Here is a 15,166-nt window from a genome sequence, read left to right on the forward strand (position 1 = left end):
GGCGACCCGCGAGTTCGAAGACGACGCAGCCGAGCAAGCTCGGCGCTACATGGCGACGTCAGTCGATCCACTCCAGCAGGCGTTGCAGGCGCGCGTTCACATCGTCTTCCTGAAGCAGCGATACGCGCTGCTGCGGAGTGATGGGCAACACCTGCGCCAGCCGCCAGCCGACCCATCCCGCATGCTCGAACACGCGGGCAGGCAGCTTGCTGATATCGGTGCCCACCTTTTCCATCATGGTCTGCAGCAGCGTGCCCAGCAGGGCGTGCTCGGGCAGGATCTCGAGGTCTTCGTCCGAGTGCAGCCATTCCACATCGGCCATCACCAGCCCGTTGTCGCGGATGCGCGTGCGGGTGACATGGAAACGCCGGTGTCCACGCACGTGCAGGGACAGCAGGCCGTCCTCTCCCATGTCGAAGTTCTCAATCCGCGCCTCGACCCCGTACGCCGCCGGCGTGGCGGGCGCGCCGGCTTCGCTGCCCTCGAGGATCAGGCAGACACCGAAACCGGTGCCGGAACGTCCGCAATCGCGCACCAGGTCCAGATAGCGCCGCTCGAAAATGCGCAGGTCCATCGCCGCGCCGGGCAACAGCACCTTGTGCAGGGGAAACAGCGGTAGCGAGGCGGCCGTCGTCATGCGCGCAGTGTACGGAACCGTGACCGCCGATGTCCGCCAGTGCGGTCAACGTGAACTCATCGGACGGCGTGCGGGATCGCGACAGGGTCGGCGTGCCCACACGGACCACGCACAGCGGATCACCCGTCCTGCAGCGCCGCCAGGAACCGTCGTGGTGCGCCGTCGAAACCGCCGTTCGACATGAACACCACGTGGTCGCCGGGGCGCGCCTGTGCCTTCAGGGCGGCGATCAGCGCATCGGCATCGGGGACGGTGCGTGCGTCGCCACGGATCGCGGCGACGACCTTGCCGGCGTCCCACGCGAGTTCTGGACGATGCAGGAACACCACCCCGTCGGCGATATCGAGCGACGGCGCGAGCGCCTCGGCATGCGCGCCCGAGCGCATCGAATTGCTGCGCGGCTCCATCGCCACCAGGATGCGCGCCGCGCCGACGCGCGCGCGCAGGCCTTCCAGCGTGGTGTGGATGGCGGTGGGATGATGGGCGAAGTCGTCGTAGATGGTGATGCCGTCGTGCTGGCCGATCACTTCCAGTCGCCGCTTCACGCTGCGGAACGCGGCCAGCGCCGGCAGCACGGTGGAAACATCGACGCCGACCGCATGGCAGGCGGCGAGCGCGGCGAGACCGTTGAGCACGTTGTGGCGACCCAGCATCGGCCAGTGCACCTCGCCGATCTCGATCCCATTGTGGCGCACGGCGAACGCGCTGCCGTCCTCGCGGATCAGCCGCGCGCTCCATTCCAGCGAAGTATCGAAGCCGAAGCGCTCGACCGGCGTCCAGCAGCCCATCGTCAGCACTTCCGCCAGGCGCGCATCCTCGCCGTTGACGATCAGGCGGCCGCGGCGCGGCACCGTGCGCACCAGGTGGTGGAACTGGCGCTGGATCGCGGCCACGTCCGGGAAGATGTCGGCATGGTCGTATTCCAGGTTGTTGAGGATGGCGACCAGCGGGCGGTAGTGGACGAACTTGCTGCGCTTGTCGAAGAACGCGGTGTCGTACTCGTCCGCCTCGACGACGAACTCGCGGCCCCCGCCGATGCGCGCGGACGCGCCGAAATCCTCGGCGACGCCGCCGATCAGGAAGCCCGGCGAGCGGCCGGCTGCTTCCAGCAGGTAGGTCAGGATTGTCGTCGTCGTGGTCTTGCCGTGGGTGCCGGCGACGGCCAGCGTGTCGCGCCCCGGCAGCACGCGTTCCGACAGCCATTGTGCGCCGGAGATGTAGCGCCGGCCCTGGTCGAGTACCGCTTCGACCGCCGGATTGCCGCGCGAGAGTGCATTGCCGATGACGATCTCGTCGCAGTCCGGCGCGATGTTCTGCGGCTGATAGCCCTGCGCGAGCGCGATGCCGAGCTTCTCCAACTGGGTCGACATGGGCGGATAGATGGCCTGGTCGCTGCCTTCGACCGTATGGCCGAGTTCGCGCGCCAGCGCGGCGACGCCACCCATGAAGGTACCGGCGATGCCGAGGATGTGGATCTTCAAGACGGGACTTCCGTGGAAACTGCGCAGACTTTAGCGGAGCGGACGGGGTTCGGCACCCTTCTCGCGCCGCCGGTTCAGCGCGAGAAGCGCAGCGTCGCCACGTCGACCGGGGCGCCCTCGCCCTTCACGACCAGGGTGTTGCGGCCCGGCGCCAGCACCAGCCCGCGGAACCCGCGCGCGCGGTCGGCGGCGTCCACCGGCACGCCGTTGAGCACCAGCGAGACACGCCCCGTGCCGCGGCCTTCCAGCGCGAGGCGGTAGGTGCCGCCGGCGCCGGCGTCGAAGGTGTACTTCAGCCATTCGCCACGCTGCAGGCCGGCGACGTGCAGCTGCCCGTCCGCGTCCTGGCCGAGATCGACACCGTCGTTGCGGTAGATCATGGCCGGATTCCACACCACCCGCTCGCCGCCGTCGGAGATGTGATGGTTGGCCGGGGTCAGGTCGCGGTACGCCACGCCATTGCGGCCCATGTCGAAGTCGACCGCAGCGATCGCACCCCCCGCCTCGCCGATGACGTGCGCCTTGAACGGCACCGACTGGTCCGAATGCGGCGCGCGGAACAGCGCATCGATCACGTCGGGGTGCTGCACGTTGTTTTCGTAGCGCACGTCCTCGCGGGCGAAGCGCATCAGGGCGGCTTCGGCCTCCTCCGCCGACGGCTTCGGGCCTTCGCCTTTCCAGTAGGCCAGCACCCGGCGGTAGCCGTCGTTGGGCATGACCTGCAACGGGTTGTTGTAGCGGATCTTCTTCAGCGGCCACCACGCCCAGCCGATGCCCTCGCCTTCCACCAGCGCCACGGTGCGCGCGAACCAGTCGTTGGAGTTCTCGCCGGTCTCGCCCAGCCACAACGGCATGCGGTGTTTGTCGCGCAGGGCAAGCGAATCGGCGATGCTCTCGCGGGTGGTGACGTTCCAGTACTTGTGGAAGCTGATCACCAGGTTGTCGTCCCAGGGACCGTCGTCGAGCACGCCCCGGTAGTTGTTGCCCCAGCAGTTGCCCTCGATGACGATGATGTGGCGTTTGTCGACTTCGCGGATCGCACGCGTGGTGCGCACCAGCAGCTCCTTCAGCGAGGCATTGCCTTCTTCCTTGCAGCCGTTACCGTCGGCCTTGTCGGCGAAGCCCCAGTTCGGCTCGTTGATGATGTCGTAGGCGGCGATGTAGGGCTCGTCCTTGTAGCGCAGCGCCAGTTGCCTCCACAGCGCGACCATCTTGTCCTGGTGCCGCCGGTCCTCCCACAGCGATGGCTGGGTGGGATCGCGGTCGGCGATGTTGTTGTCGTTGCCCTGCCCGCCCGGCGCGGCATGCAGGTCGAGGATCAGGTAGAGATCGTTCGCCTTGGCCCAGGCCAGTAGCTCGTCGGTGCGGCGGAAGCCCTCCTCCACCCAGGTCTGCCGGCCGGCGACCGGCTCCTGCTCCACCGGCAGCGTGTACAGCGCGTAGTGCATCGGCAGGCGCACGGAGTTGAAGCCCCAGCGCCCCAGCGCGTCGATGTCGGCCTTGGTGGTGTGGTTGTCGCGCCACGCCTGGTAGAAGGCGTCCGCCTTTTCCGGTCCGATCAGGTCGGCGATGCGGGCATGGATGCTGCGCTGCGTGCCCACGCCATCGATGTCCAGCATGTAGCCCTCCTGCAGCATCCAGCCACCCAGGCCCATGCCGCGCAGGATCACCGGCTTGCCGCTGGCATCGACGATCTGCGTGCCCTGCGTGCGCAGGAAGTCCTTGGCGTGGACCGGGGACGATCCCGCCAGGCAGGCGAGCAGCAGGCAGGCGATGCGCGTCATCGACGACTCCGGACGGGTTCTCGGGACCCGGACCATAGCAGCCGTCGCCCGGCGATCGCGATGCGCGCGGTCACAGCCCCGCAAAAAGCAGAAGCCCCGCATGCGCGGGGCTTCCAGGGAACGCGTCGTGCGGCGCGGGCGTCAGCCCACTTCCTTCGCCGGTGCCAGCGCCTCGGTGATGCGCGTGAACACCTCGTCCAGCGAGCCGACGCCGTCGACGACGGTCAGTTCGCCCTGCTGGCGGTAGAAGTCGATGACCGGCGCGGTCTGGTCGGTGTAGACCTGCAGGCGCTTGCGCACGGATTCCGGATTGTCGTCGGCGCGGCCTTCGGCCTGGGCACGGCCGGCGATGCGCTCGACCAGCAGTTCGGTCGGCACGTCCAGCTGCACGGCGAAATCGAACTTCTGCCCCAGCTTGGCCAGCAGCTTGCCCAGCGCAGCGGCCTGCACCAGGTTGCGCGGATAGCCGTCGAGGATGAAGCCCGCCCGGGTGTCGTCGCGGGAGAAGCGGTCTTCCAGCATGCCGAGCAGGATGTCGTCGCTGACCAGCTCGCCCCGCGCCATCACTTCCTTCGCCTGCAGGCCCAGCGGGCTGCCGGCGGCGACTTCGGCGCGCAGCAGGTCGCCGGTGGAAATATGCGGTACCTGCAGGTAGTCCTTCAGGCGCGCTGCCTGAGTGCCCTTGCCCGACCCGGGGGGGCCCAGTAGAACCAATCGCATGCTGTAACTCCCGAAACTGGAATCCTGCGGGCGGTGTACCGCGCCGGGCGCCGGGCGCCGCGCTGCACCGCGTCATCTGTGTGAAGCTTACCGCATCCCCGCACTCCGGAACGAACCCCACATGGCGTCTGGCACCCTACTTTATGCGCAGTCCGGCGGTGTCACCGCCGTCATCAACGCCTCCGCGTCGGCCGTCATCACCGAAGCGCGCGCCCGGAAAATCAAGGTCTTGGCCGCGCGCAACGGCATCCTCGGCGCGCTGCGCGAGGAGCTGATCGACACCAGCAAGGAGTCGGCCGCCGCCATCCGCGCCCTCGCCCACACACCCGGCGGCGCCTTCGGCAGCTGCCGGGTCAAGCTGAAATCGCTGGACGCGGACCGCGCCAGGTACGAGCGCCTGCTGGCGGTGCTGAAGGCGCACGACGTGCGCTACTTCCTCTACAACGGCGGCAACGATTCGGCCGATACGGCATGGAAGGTCTCGCAGCTGGCACAGGCCTTCGACTACCCGCTGACCTGCATCGGCGTGCCGAAGACGGTCGACAACGACCTGGCCGTCACCGACACCTGCCCCGGCTTCGGTTCGGCGGCCAAGTACACGGCGGTCTCCGTGCGTGAGGCCGCGTTGGACGTGGCCGCGATGGCGGAGACCTCGACCAAGGTCTTCGTCTACGAAGCCATGGGCCGGCACGCCGGCTGGCTGGCCGCGGCCGCCGGCCTGGCGGGGCAGTCGCCGGACGAGGCGCCGCATCTCATCCTGTTCCCCGAGCGTGCCTACGACGAGACGCAGTTCCTTGCGCAGGTGAAGCGCGTCGTCGATCGGGTCGGCTGGTGCGTGGTGGTGGCCAGCGAAGGCATCCAGTACGCGGACGGACGCTTCGTCGCGGATGCGGGCGGCGGCAAGGATTCCTTCGGCCACACCCAGCTCGGCGGCGTGGCCTCGTACCTCGCAGGTCGGGTGAAGGACCAGCTCGGCCTGAAGGTCCATTGGACCCTGCCCGACTACCTGCAGCGTTCGGCGCGCCACATCGCCTCAAGGACCGACTGGGAGCAGGCGCAGGCGGTCGGCAAGGCCGCCGTGCAGTTCGCGCTGAAGGGACAGAACGCGGTGATGCCGGTGATCGTGCGCACGTCCGACGCGCCGTTCCGCTGGAAGATCGAGGCCGCCCCGCTGTCGAAGGTCGCCAACCACGAGAAGAAGTTCCCGTCGAACTTCATCCGCAAGGACGGCTATGGCATCACCGACAAGGCGCGCACCTACCTGCAGCCGCTGATCCGCGGCGAGGCCTACCCGCCCTATGGCACCGACGGCCTGCCGAAGTACGTGGCCCTGAAGAACGTGGCGGTGAAGAAGAAGCTGCCGGCCTGGGAGGGCTGACGGCCGGATGTCCATCCGCATCGTCCGCCTCGGCAGTCCGCGCATGAAGGACGAAGGCCTGCGCATCGGTACGGTGCGCAGGCCACCACGCGGCGTGCCGAAAACGGAATTCGCCTCCCGGGACTGGTACGACGTCTGGTATCCCAACCTAGCGCCCAGCGCGGCGCTGGTGAAGGAAGCGCAGGACGCGACCACACCCGGGGCGTGGGCCGCCTTCGCAAGGAAGTACCGCACCGAGATGGCGAAGCCCGACAACGCACGCACGCTGGACCTGCTGGCCGCGCTGTCGCATGGCAGCCATTTCTCGGTGGGCTGCTACTGCGAGGACGAAGCGCACTGCCATCGCTCGGTGCTGCGCGCATTGCTCGTCGAACGTGGCGGCGCCCTCACGGCAGGGTGACTTCAGGCACCGGCCCGGTGCCTGGGGCGATGCTAGCGTGGGATCGTCGCCACGCCACCGGGAGTCCGCCATGTTCCGCAAAGTGCTCGTCGGACTGCTTGCCGTCGCCATCGGTCTCGCCATCGCCGGTGCCGGCTATCGCTTCGGCCAATACCTCGCGCAAGAGGACGATGCGACACCGGCCGCGCGTGCCGTGTCCTGATGATCGATGACGTCCATGGCGCTAGCATGGCGCGATGGACGACCTGCTCGCCGAACTGACGGCGCTCGAAACCGAACTCCACCACCCCGGCGCGACCTGCACGCGCGCGCGACTGGAGCGCCTGCTGCATCCGGACTTCCACGAAGTCGGTCGCTCGGGGACGCGCTACACACGGCAGACCGTCATCGAGTTCCTCGCCGGTCGCCCTTCACCGCCGCGCGTCGTCGCCCACGACCATCGCATCGAACGACTCGCCGACGACGTGGCGCTGCTGCACTTCGCCTCGCATGAAGTCGCGACGGACGGCACGCATCGCCATGCCGCCCTGCGCATGTCCGTATGGCGGCGCACCCCGGTCGGCTGGCAACTGCACTACCACCAGGGCACGCCGGCCGCCGTCTGAGAGGGCCATCGCCATCGACGGCGGAGCGATTGACCGCTTTCCCCGCTTGGCGCCACCTGCGCGGTGCGCTAGCGTATCTGTCCGGGGGAGGGGACATGACGAAAGTGGGGAGACGCGCAGGTATCGGCCTGCTGGCGTGGCTGTGCGCACTGCCGAGTGGTGCCCAGGAATCACCACCTCCGGCGAACGTGCCGGCGAACGAAGTTACGACCGCAACGCTGCCTACGCCCGAGCCGCCGACCGCGTGCTGCGGGCTGCCGGAAGGCACTCCGGTGGTGCTCGAAATCCTCGACCCCATCAGTTCGGCCCGCGCCAAGCGTGGCGATGCCTTCCGCTTGCGTGTGCGGGACGAGGTGAGCGTGGAAGGCGTCGTCGTGCTCGCCGCCGGCACCGAGGGCGTCGGCGAGATCGTCCATGCGGAACCTTCGCGCGGCGGCGGCAAGCCCGGCGAACTGATCCTCGCCGCGCGACGCCTGCAACTGGGCGATCGCGAACTGAAGCTTCGCGGCTTCAAGCTCGGTGGCGCCGGCAAGGACACCAGCGGCGTGGCGCTGGGCGTCGCGGTCGGCATCGGCCCGTTCGCGCATTTCATCCATGGCAAGGAAATCGAGATTCCGGCGCTGACGGCCGGCATCGCCAAGCTTGCGGAGCCCTTGAACGGGCCATTGCCGACCGAAGCGGCCGCACCGGGCGAACAGGCCATCGTTCCGCCTGAAGCCGATGCCACGCCCGCGCCGTCACCCACTACCCCACCCAACCACCCGGAGTAAGTCGTATGCGTCAACCGCTGAATCGTGCCCTGTTGTGCCTGACCCTGCTGCTGCCGATCGCCGCCCATGCGCAATCGCAGGATGCGGCGCCCGAACCCGCCGCCACGGAAGCGCCCGCTCCCGCAGCGCCCGCAGCAAGCGCTGCGGCGACCAGCGGCGTGGTCGGCGCGCCCGCGGACGGCATGGGCCAGGTCGTGTTCTTCCGCGAGAAGAAGTTCGCCGGCGCCGCCGTGAAGTACAAGGTCCGCGAAGGCGAAACCGAACTCGGCAAGCTCAGCAGCGGCACCTACTTCATCGCATCCGTCGCACCGGGCACGCACCAGTACACGGTGCATTCCGAAGCCAAGGACGTACTGACGCTGGAAGTGGAAGCGGGCGAGACCTACTACGTGCAGGGCTCGATCACCATGGGCTTCATGGCGGGCCGACCGAACCTCTCGCCGTCCGACGAAGCCGCCTTCAACGGGATGGCGAAAGAACTGAAGCCGGCGAAGCCGTAATTCCAGGCAACCGGCCTTGCGGCGGCGCCCTCTGCGGAGCCGCCGCTGCACTCACCGGCAGGCGTTGCCTTCCACGTCGAGCTTCGCCGCAAACAACGTCAGCGACGGCGCCTGCGCGGCGGCGCCCGCCTGCTGTTTCGCATCCTGCAGATAGATGCGCGACTGCCCTTGGCCATCGAGCGGCGGCGGTGTGGCGCTGCCCGGCTTGCGCCATACGCGCACCACGGCCTGCTGCGAAGGACAGGCCGCGTTCGGCACGCGGATCACATCGTTGAGTTTCCATCCTGCGGCGACCGATGGCTTCGCTTTGTCGAAGTCGACGAAACGCGCACGCGGCTGGCATTGCGGACTGGTGCGCACGGGCGCGTAACGGTAGGGCTGCGCCGCATCGCCGGTGAACGCACCTTCCAGACGGGCGCACGCTTCCGGAATCTGCCGCAGGCTGTGCACCGCGCCAACGGCTTGCGGTGTGCCGGCCGGACGCTGGATCTCGGGCGCAGGATCGGCCGCAAAGGCGGATGACGTCGCCAGCAGGCACGCAGCGAACAGCGGAAGTGCGACGGTCTGACGCATGGCAACTCCTTGAAACGGATAAGGAAACAGGACCGGGGCCGCAAGGCTGGCACGGAATGCCTGAACCGGTCCGTCACCGCTGGCGGCCTGCGGCGCATCCGGTCATACTCGGGCCAGCTCCAGGGATGTCTGAACAAGGGTTTCGTGCTGCTGTCCACCGCAGCGATCGAGTGCGCTCAATCGTTCAACAGGCTCCACCGGGATTGGGTTGCGTGTTCATGCTTTCTGCTGGACGACATCCATCAACCTTGGGAGGGGTCATGCTGGAACAACACGGTTTGACGCTGGCGCTGATCTGCGCCGGCGTGGCGATCATCTACGGCGTGGTGGCTGCGCGCTGGATCCTGAAACAACCCGCGGGCAACGCCCGCATGCAGGAAATCGCGGCGGCCGTACAGGAAGGCGCCAGCGCCTACCTCAACCGCCAGTACGCCACCATCGGCATCGCCGGCGCCGTCCTGCTCGTGCTGATCGGCTTCTTCGTGTCCTGGCCCAGCGCCATCGGCTTCCTGATCGGCGCGGTGCTGTCGGGCGCCGCCGGCTACATCGGCATGAACGTGTCGGTGCGCGCCAACGTGCGCACGGCCGAGGCCGCCAGCAAGGGCATGAGCGCGGCGATGGACGTGGCCTTCAAGGGCGGCGCCATCACCGGCATGCTGGTCGTCGGCCTAGGCCTGCTGGGCGTGGTCGGCTACTACGCCGTGCTGCACCTCCACCTGGGCTATACCGAAGCCGACGCGCTGCACGCGCTGGTCGGCCTGGCCTTCGGCTCGTCGCTGATCTCGATCTTCGCGCGCCTGGGCGGTGGCATCTTCACCAAGGGCGCCGACGTCGGCGCGGACCTGGTGGGCAAGGTGGAAGCCGGCATCCCCGAGGACGACCCGCGCAACCCGGCGGTGATCGCCGACAACGTGGGCGACAACGTCGGCGACTGCGCCGGCATGGCGGCCGACCTGTTCGAGACCTACGCGGTCACCATCATCGCGACCATGCTGCTCGGCAGCCTGATGGCCGCGCAGGCGGGAGAACACGCGGTGCTCTATCCGCTGGTGCTGGGCGGCGTATCGATCATCGCCTCGATCATCGGCGCGATGTTCGTCAAGGTAAGGGCGGGCGGCTCCATCATGGGCGCGCTGTACAAGGGCGTGATCGTGTCGGGCGTGCTCGCCGCCATCGCGTTCTATCCGATCACCACGCAGCTGATGGCGGATTCGTCCTACGGCGCGATGAACCTGTACTTCTGCGCGCTGGTCGGCCTGGTGCTGACCGGTGCGATCGTCTGGATCACCGAGTACTACACGGGCACGCAGTACGCGCCGGTCAAGCACGTTGCCGCCGCATCGACGACCGGCCACGGCACCAACATCATCGCCGGCCTCGGTGTGTCGATGCGCTCGACGGCGTGGCCCGTCGTCGCGGTCTGCATCGCGATCCTCGGCGCCTACGCGCTCGGCGGCCTGTACGGCATCGCCATCGCCGCGACGGCGATGCTGTCCATGGCCGGCATGATCGTGGCGCTGGATGCCTACGGCCCGATCACCGACAACGCCGGCGGCATCGCCGAGATGGCGGAACTGCCGCCCGAGATCCGCAACATCACCGATCCGCTGGATGCGGTGGGCAATACCACCAAGGCGGTGACCAAGGGCTACGCGATCGGCTCGGCCGCGCTCGCGGCGCTGGTGCTGTTCGCCGACTACACGCACAACCTGCAGACGGCGCACCCCGGGACGATCTTCACCTTCGACCTGTCCAACCACCTGGTGATCGTCGGCCTGCTGATCGGCGGCCTGATCCCCTACCTGTTCGGCGCGATGGCGATGGAAGCCGTCGGCCGCGCCGCGGGCAGCGTGGTGGAGGAAGTCCGCCGGCAGTTCCGCGAAATCAGCGGCATCATGGAAGGTACGGCCAAGCCGGACTACAGCAAGGCCGTGGACATGCTGACCAAGTCGGCGATCAAGGAAATGATCGTGCCGTCGCTGCTGCCGGTGGTCGTGCCGATCATCGTCGGCCTGCTGCTCGGTCCGCAGGCACTGGGCGGCCTGCTGATCGGCACCATCGTCACCGGCCTGTTCGTCGCCATTTCCATGACCACCGGCGGCGGCGCGTGGGACAACGCCAAGAAGTACATCGAAGACGGTCACCACGGCGGCAAGGGCAGCGAGGCGCACAAGGCGGCGGTCACCGGCGACACCGTCGGCGATCCCTACAAGGACACGGCCGGTCCGGCGATCAACCCGCTGATCAAGATCATCAACATCGTCGCCTTGCTGCTGGTGCCGGTGCTGCCGGTCAACGGCTGGCTGGGCAGCGCCACGTCGCACGAGGTGGCTGCGCACGGCACGCCGATGACGACCAGCGAGCTGGTGGAAGGACGCAGCGCGCGCATCCTGTTCGACAGTGGTTCGGCGGTGGTGCCGTCCGACACCAGCGTGCGCATGGCCGGCGTGCTGGGCACGCTGGGCGCGGATCCTGCCGCGCACGTGCGTGTCTCCGGCTTCCATGACGCCAGCGGCGATGCCGCTGCGAACGAGGCGCTGGCGAAGCAGCGCGCGGAAGCCATCCAGCAGTGGCTGGTGGTCAACGGCATCGCCGCCGAGCGCATCGCGCTGGACAAGCCGGCGCAGACCACCGGCGGCGGCGATGCCGACGAGGCACGCCGCGTGGATGTGCTGGTGGAATAGGCGTAGCGGCAGACGGACGAGACAGGGCGGCCATTGGCCGCCCTTCTTTTTGCATTTCTGTAGGAGCGACGTGAGTCGCGACCGCACGCCACCCGCATACGGAAACCTCGTCCCATGATGAGCAGGCAGGCGCCTGACTTCCTGCGTGTCCGTCTTTCCAACGCTTCATGACCTGCGAGGCCGTGCGGTCGCGACTCACGTCGCTCCTACAGTGACCCCGTACACATCACGATGTCGGCTGCAGCGCCACCACGCGCACGTCCACGTCCTTGCACGCGTCGTCCTTGCAGATGCCGTTCACCCAGGCCTCGCCGTCGCCGAACATGACGCCCTTGTAGTTGACCATCAGCTGCGAGTACTTCTGCCGCTTGATCGCCTCGGCGATGGCCGGCGTCATGATCCGGTCGTATTCGCGCACGAAGGCGGCGGCATCGGCCACCTTCAACGACTCGCCGTCGCGTACGGTGACGAACGGGTAGTTCACCAGCGCCGCGACGGCCGCCGCGTCGTTTGCCGTCACCGCCTGCTGCAACTGGCGGATCACCGTCTCGTAGCGGACGTGGTCGCCCAGCACTTCGTCGATGGCCTGATTGACCGCGAGCGGATCATCGACGACCTCGGCGACGGCGGGAGCCGGCGTCTTCGCCGGAATAGCATCCGCCGCAGCATCGGCGGGGGCCGCTTCCGGGGCAGAAGCAGCGGAATCGGGAGTGGCCGGCGTACACGCCGCCAGCCATAGCGCCGCCAAGGCGGCGATTCGTGTCTTCATCGTGCGGATTCCTGGTCAGGGGGAGACGTGGTGCGACGGCCCGTCCATGGCGACAACCCAACTCCGGCGATGCGGTCCCATCCTAGCCAGCCCTGCGTCGGCTTGCGTTCGGGAATCGTTAGGGAGCACCGTCGGCCCGGCTTTTTCCGGGATGACGACCTGTTGATGGGCCGCCATTCCGTCGGCCTCGACTCAGCTCAGCACGTCGGCCAGCACCTTGCGGCCCACCGCCGCCGCGGCCTCGACTTCCGGCGTCGCTTCCGCCGCCGCACGCGCCTCGGCCTGCTGCTTCAGGTACACCGGGCAGTGCTCCATCATGTAGTCGACATCGAACTTCATCCGCTCGACCAGGAAGTCGACGAACGCGCGCACCTTCGGCGACTGCACGTGACCGCGCGGGAACACCGCGTTGAATTCGTACTCCGGACCCGTCCAGCCGACGAGCACGCGCTGCAGGTGCCCTTGCTCGAGATACGTCTTGACCATGACGTCGGCGCCGAGCATCAGCCCTTCGCCGCACAGCAAGGCGCCTTTCAGCGCAGCGGGATCGTTGGCCACCAGGATGGGATTGATCGGGTAATCATGCTCGCCATCGGTGCCATGCAGCGTCATCGCCCAGCCGTTGCCGCGACGGTGCTTCTGCATCGCCAGCACGCGGTGGTGCTGCAGGTCGTCCGGATGCAGCGGCTCGCCGTAGCGCGCCAGGTACTTCGGGCTGGCGTACACCTGCGTGCGCAGCGTGCTGAGCCGACGCGCGACGAGGTTGGAATCCGGCAGGCTGCCGATGCGCAGCGCGACGTCGATCTCGCCGGAGATCAGGTCGAGCGTGTCGTTGGCGAGCAGCATCTCCACGCGGATCTCGGGGTATTGCGCATGGAACTCGCCGAGCAGCGGCGCGATCTTGTCGATGCCGATCGAATACGGCGCGGTGAAGCGCAGCCAGCCGCGCGGACCGGCGTGGAGCTGGCTGACCGCACTCGCCGCTTCGTTCAATTCGCGCGCGATGCGCTGGCAATGTTCGTAATAGACGTTGCCGGCTTCGGTGAGCCCGAGCTTGCGCGTGGTCCGGTGCAGCAGCTGCGCGCCGAGGCGCGTTTCCAGTTCCTGCACCTTGCGGCTGACGGTGGTCTTGGGCAGGCGCAGCACGTTGGCCGCGGCGATGAAGCTGCCCTGCTCGACCACCTTGACGAAGATCAGGGTGTCGTTGAGATCGTGGCTCATCTGGGAACTCCGGTAGGCGAAGGGCACATTGGCCCGCTGACGGGATGATTATTCCCCTAAATCAGGACTAATCAAGTCCTCATTGGGGGCGTAACGTGGCGTCCATCGTCCTTCACCGGGTACCGCCCCCATGCTGTTCGCCCGCCTTTTCCAGTCGCTGGAACACGCCGAAGACTCCCGTGAAGTACCGTCCGAGCGGGCTTTCCGTCGCAGCAGGAGCCTGCTGTTGCACGACATTTCGGGTCATGTGGCCGCCCCGCGCTCGCAGCGTGGCGGCGTGGTGGGAGGCGGCCGGCGACTGGGCAGCCTGATGCCGCTTTCCGGGATTATCCCGGTCACGGGAGGATTCATCCCATGAGCGGGACACTCGCCCATCGCGTTCCGACGAACGGCGCGACCTCCAGCGCGGCGTGCGGCGATGACGCGCCGCTGCGTCTCGGCCGGTGCCAGACCTTCGTCGCCCCACCGATCGACAGCGCGCAGGATCGTGCAATCGCACAACAGGATCCGGATATCGCGATCGCGGCACCGGTCGCCAGACTGGATGCCATGCCTGTTTCCCTTCCCACTGCCGCCCTGCGCTGGCTGCGTGCCGTTGCACGGACGCTGGCCGAACGCTTCCGCAGGCCGACCGACCCGTCGTCACCCTCCCCCGCGACGGGTCGGTCCGCCGTGCGCCTGCCTTTCGTGCGCAAGGCGGCCGGTTTCCGCGAGTTCACGCTGCCGCGCCATTTGGCAGACGGCGGCGCGCTGCGCCTGCGGGTGAAGTCCGCCGGCGTGAGCACGCGCATCGCGCCGGTCGCGGGGCGGAGGCTGCCGTGAATACGACGAAAGACGCACTGACGCCCGGTGCGCTGGTGCTCGGCGCGAGCGGCAACGTCGGCTTCGGCGTGGTCGGCGCGTTGCTGGAAGCCGGCTGCCCGGTGCTGGCGGTCGGCCGCGAAGGGCCGCGCATGAGCGCGCTGGCCGAGCATTTCGAGGACGAGCCCGGCCTGCAACTGCTGCACTCGCCATGCATCCACGACGACCGCGGCGCCGCGCGCCTGGCCGACGAAGTGCGCGAACGCGGCCGCCCCCTGCGCGCGGTGTTCGCCAGCATCGGCACGCCGCTGCAGGCGGGCCGCCTGCTGGACCGTCCGGCGTCGTTCCTGCTCGAGAAGCTGGAAGCCGACCTGATCCCGCATCTCGCTGCCGCACGCCATCTGTTGCCGTTGCTGTCGGAAAGCCAGACAGCGGCCAACTACGTGCTGATCGGCGGCCCGTATGCGGAACGCGGCTGGTCGGGGTACGGCCACGCGTCGGTGACCGGCGCGGCGATGCGCATGCTGACCCAGGTGCTGCACGAAGAAGCGCAGACGATGGGCGTCCGCGTGCAGCTGCTGTCGGTCGACAAGCCGGTATGCACGCCCGAGAACGCCATCAATGCCTGCGCGGAATGGCCCAACGCGCTCGCGGTCGGCCGCAGCGCGGTTTCGCTGCTGTCGCGCAACGGTCGCGCAGCGCAGTCGATCGTCACTTGGTCCGCGCACGATGCCAAACCGCCGGAACAGACGCTCGCCCGCGATTTCGAGGATGCGTTGTGGGCGGTGGCTGGCGCAAACCGCAACGGCCGCGCTTCCGCCTGACTGTCACGCCATCGCGTCC

The 15,166-nt window shown here is 68.2% G+C and carries 17 protein-coding genes and 1 pseudogene; 11 read left to right on the top strand and 7 right to left on the bottom strand.

Translation table 11 applies throughout. The features are described 5' to 3' along the window. Positions 1-58: 58 nt before the first annotated feature. The 4 genes from AC1Q5B_RS18260 to AC1Q5B_RS18275 all read right to left on the bottom strand — a co-directional run bounded on the left by AC1Q5B_RS18260 (position 59) and on the right by AC1Q5B_RS18275 (position 4,622). Positions 59-637: an LON peptidase substrate-binding domain-containing protein gene (locus AC1Q5B_RS18260; protein WP_492632872.1), complete on the bottom strand. Its 579-nt coding sequence runs from the start codon at positions 635-637 to the stop codon at positions 59-61. A gap of 119 nt (positions 638-756) precedes the next feature. Next, positions 757-2,118: a UDP-N-acetylmuramate:L-alanyl-gamma-D-glutamyl-meso-diaminopimelate ligase gene (gene mpl, locus AC1Q5B_RS18265; protein WP_492632873.1), complete on the bottom strand. Its 1,362-nt coding sequence runs from the start codon at positions 2,116-2,118 to the stop codon at positions 757-759. Between the two features lie 74 nt (positions 2,119-2,192). Continuing rightward, entirely contained in the window at positions 2,193-3,902 is a 1,710-nt protein-coding gene (locus tag AC1Q5B_RS18270; protein ID WP_492632874.1) for a cellulase family glycosylhydrolase, read from the bottom strand. Between the two features lie 141 nt (positions 3,903-4,043). Then, entirely contained in the window at positions 4,044-4,622 is a 579-nt protein-coding gene (locus tag AC1Q5B_RS18275; RefSeq protein WP_492632875.1) for an adenylate kinase, read from the bottom strand. Positions 4,623-4,743: 121 nt separating this feature from the next. Here AC1Q5B_RS18275 and AC1Q5B_RS18280 point away from each other — a divergent pair, with 121 nt between their 5' ends. From AC1Q5B_RS18280 to AC1Q5B_RS18305, 6 genes are all read left to right on the top strand, one after another. Beyond that, positions 4,744-6,000 (top strand): 6-phosphofructokinase, encoded by a 1,257-nt coding sequence (locus AC1Q5B_RS18280; RefSeq protein WP_492632876.1) that lies wholly within the window; start codon positions 4,744-4,746, stop codon positions 5,998-6,000. A 7-nt stretch (positions 6,001-6,007) separates the two neighbouring features. Continuing rightward, on the top strand, positions 6,008-6,400 hold the full coding sequence (locus AC1Q5B_RS18285) for a DUF488 domain-containing protein (protein ID WP_492632877.1): 393 nt from the start codon (positions 6,008-6,010) through the stop codon (positions 6,398-6,400). Positions 6,401-6,470: 70 nt separating this feature from the next. Beyond that, a complete protein-coding gene (locus tag AC1Q5B_RS18290; RefSeq protein WP_492632878.1) occupies positions 6,471-6,602 on the top strand; it encodes a hypothetical protein in 132 nt (43 codons plus the stop codon). 34 nt (positions 6,603-6,636) lie between these two features. Further along, entirely contained in the window at positions 6,637-7,005 is a 369-nt protein-coding gene (locus AC1Q5B_RS18295) for a nuclear transport factor 2 family protein (RefSeq protein WP_492632879.1), read from the top strand. Positions 7,006-7,100: 95 nt separating this feature from the next. Then, positions 7,101-7,775: a hypothetical protein gene (locus AC1Q5B_RS18300; RefSeq protein ID WP_492632880.1), complete on the top strand. Its 675-nt coding sequence runs from the start codon at positions 7,101-7,103 to the stop codon at positions 7,773-7,775. A 5-nt stretch (positions 7,776-7,780) separates the two neighbouring features. Beyond that, the gene (locus AC1Q5B_RS18305; protein ID WP_492632881.1) at positions 7,781-8,275 is read left to right on the top strand and encodes a DUF2846 domain-containing protein; all 495 of its coding nucleotides are present in this window, start codon (positions 7,781-7,783) and stop codon (positions 8,273-8,275) included. Between the two features lie 51 nt (positions 8,276-8,326). Here AC1Q5B_RS18305 and AC1Q5B_RS18310 read toward each other — a convergent pair whose 3' ends face one another. Next, positions 8,327-8,848 (bottom strand): hypothetical protein, encoded by a 522-nt coding sequence (locus AC1Q5B_RS18310; protein WP_492632882.1) that lies wholly within the window; start codon positions 8,846-8,848, stop codon positions 8,327-8,329. A 260-nt stretch (positions 8,849-9,108) separates the two neighbouring features. Between AC1Q5B_RS18310 and AC1Q5B_RS18315 the strand changes: the two are divergent. Both AC1Q5B_RS18315 and AC1Q5B_RS18320 read left to right on the top strand, forming a co-directional pair. Next, positions 9,109-11,136: pseudogene (locus AC1Q5B_RS18315) on the top strand (sodium-translocating pyrophosphatase); the annotation flags it as partial. 60 nt (positions 11,137-11,196) lie between these two features. Beyond that, positions 11,197-11,532, top strand: coding sequence for an OmpA family protein (locus AC1Q5B_RS18320; protein ID WP_492633063.1), 336 nt, complete (start codon positions 11,197-11,199; stop codon positions 11,530-11,532). Positions 11,533-11,758: 226 nt separating this feature from the next. Here the strand turns inward: AC1Q5B_RS18320 and AC1Q5B_RS18325 are convergent, their stop codons facing one another. Continuing rightward, positions 11,759-12,301, bottom strand: a complete 543-nt coding sequence (locus AC1Q5B_RS18325; protein ID WP_492632883.1) for a hypothetical protein — start codon at positions 12,299-12,301, stop codon at positions 11,759-11,761. A 192-nt stretch (positions 12,302-12,493) separates the two neighbouring features. Then, positions 12,494-13,522: a LysR family transcriptional regulator gene (locus AC1Q5B_RS18330; RefSeq protein ID WP_492632884.1), complete on the bottom strand. Its 1,029-nt coding sequence runs from the start codon at positions 13,520-13,522 to the stop codon at positions 12,494-12,496. Positions 13,523-13,652: 130 nt separating this feature from the next. Between AC1Q5B_RS18330 and AC1Q5B_RS18335 the strand changes: the two genes are divergently transcribed. Genes AC1Q5B_RS18335 through AC1Q5B_RS18345 form a run of 3 tightly spaced genes read left to right on the top strand, consistent with a single transcriptional unit; the run spans position 13,653 to position 15,147 of the window. After that, complete coding sequence (locus AC1Q5B_RS18335) at positions 13,653-13,880, top strand: hypothetical protein (RefSeq protein ID WP_492632885.1); 228 nt, start codon at positions 13,653-13,655, stop codon at positions 13,878-13,880. Beyond that, a complete protein-coding gene (locus AC1Q5B_RS18340) occupies positions 13,877-14,344 on the top strand; it encodes a hypothetical protein (protein ID WP_492632886.1) in 468 nt (155 codons plus the stop codon). The genes AC1Q5B_RS18335 and AC1Q5B_RS18340 overlap by 4 nt, the downstream gene beginning before the upstream one ends. Next, a complete protein-coding gene (locus AC1Q5B_RS18345) occupies positions 14,341-15,147 on the top strand; it encodes an SDR family NAD(P)-dependent oxidoreductase (protein ID WP_492632887.1) in 807 nt (268 codons plus the stop codon). Before AC1Q5B_RS18340 ends, AC1Q5B_RS18345 begins: the two co-directional genes overlap by 4 nt. The last annotated feature ends 19 nt before the right edge of the window (positions 15,148-15,166 follow it).

This window comes from Pseudoxanthomonas sp. GW835-FHT14C01 (assembly GCF_058793715.1).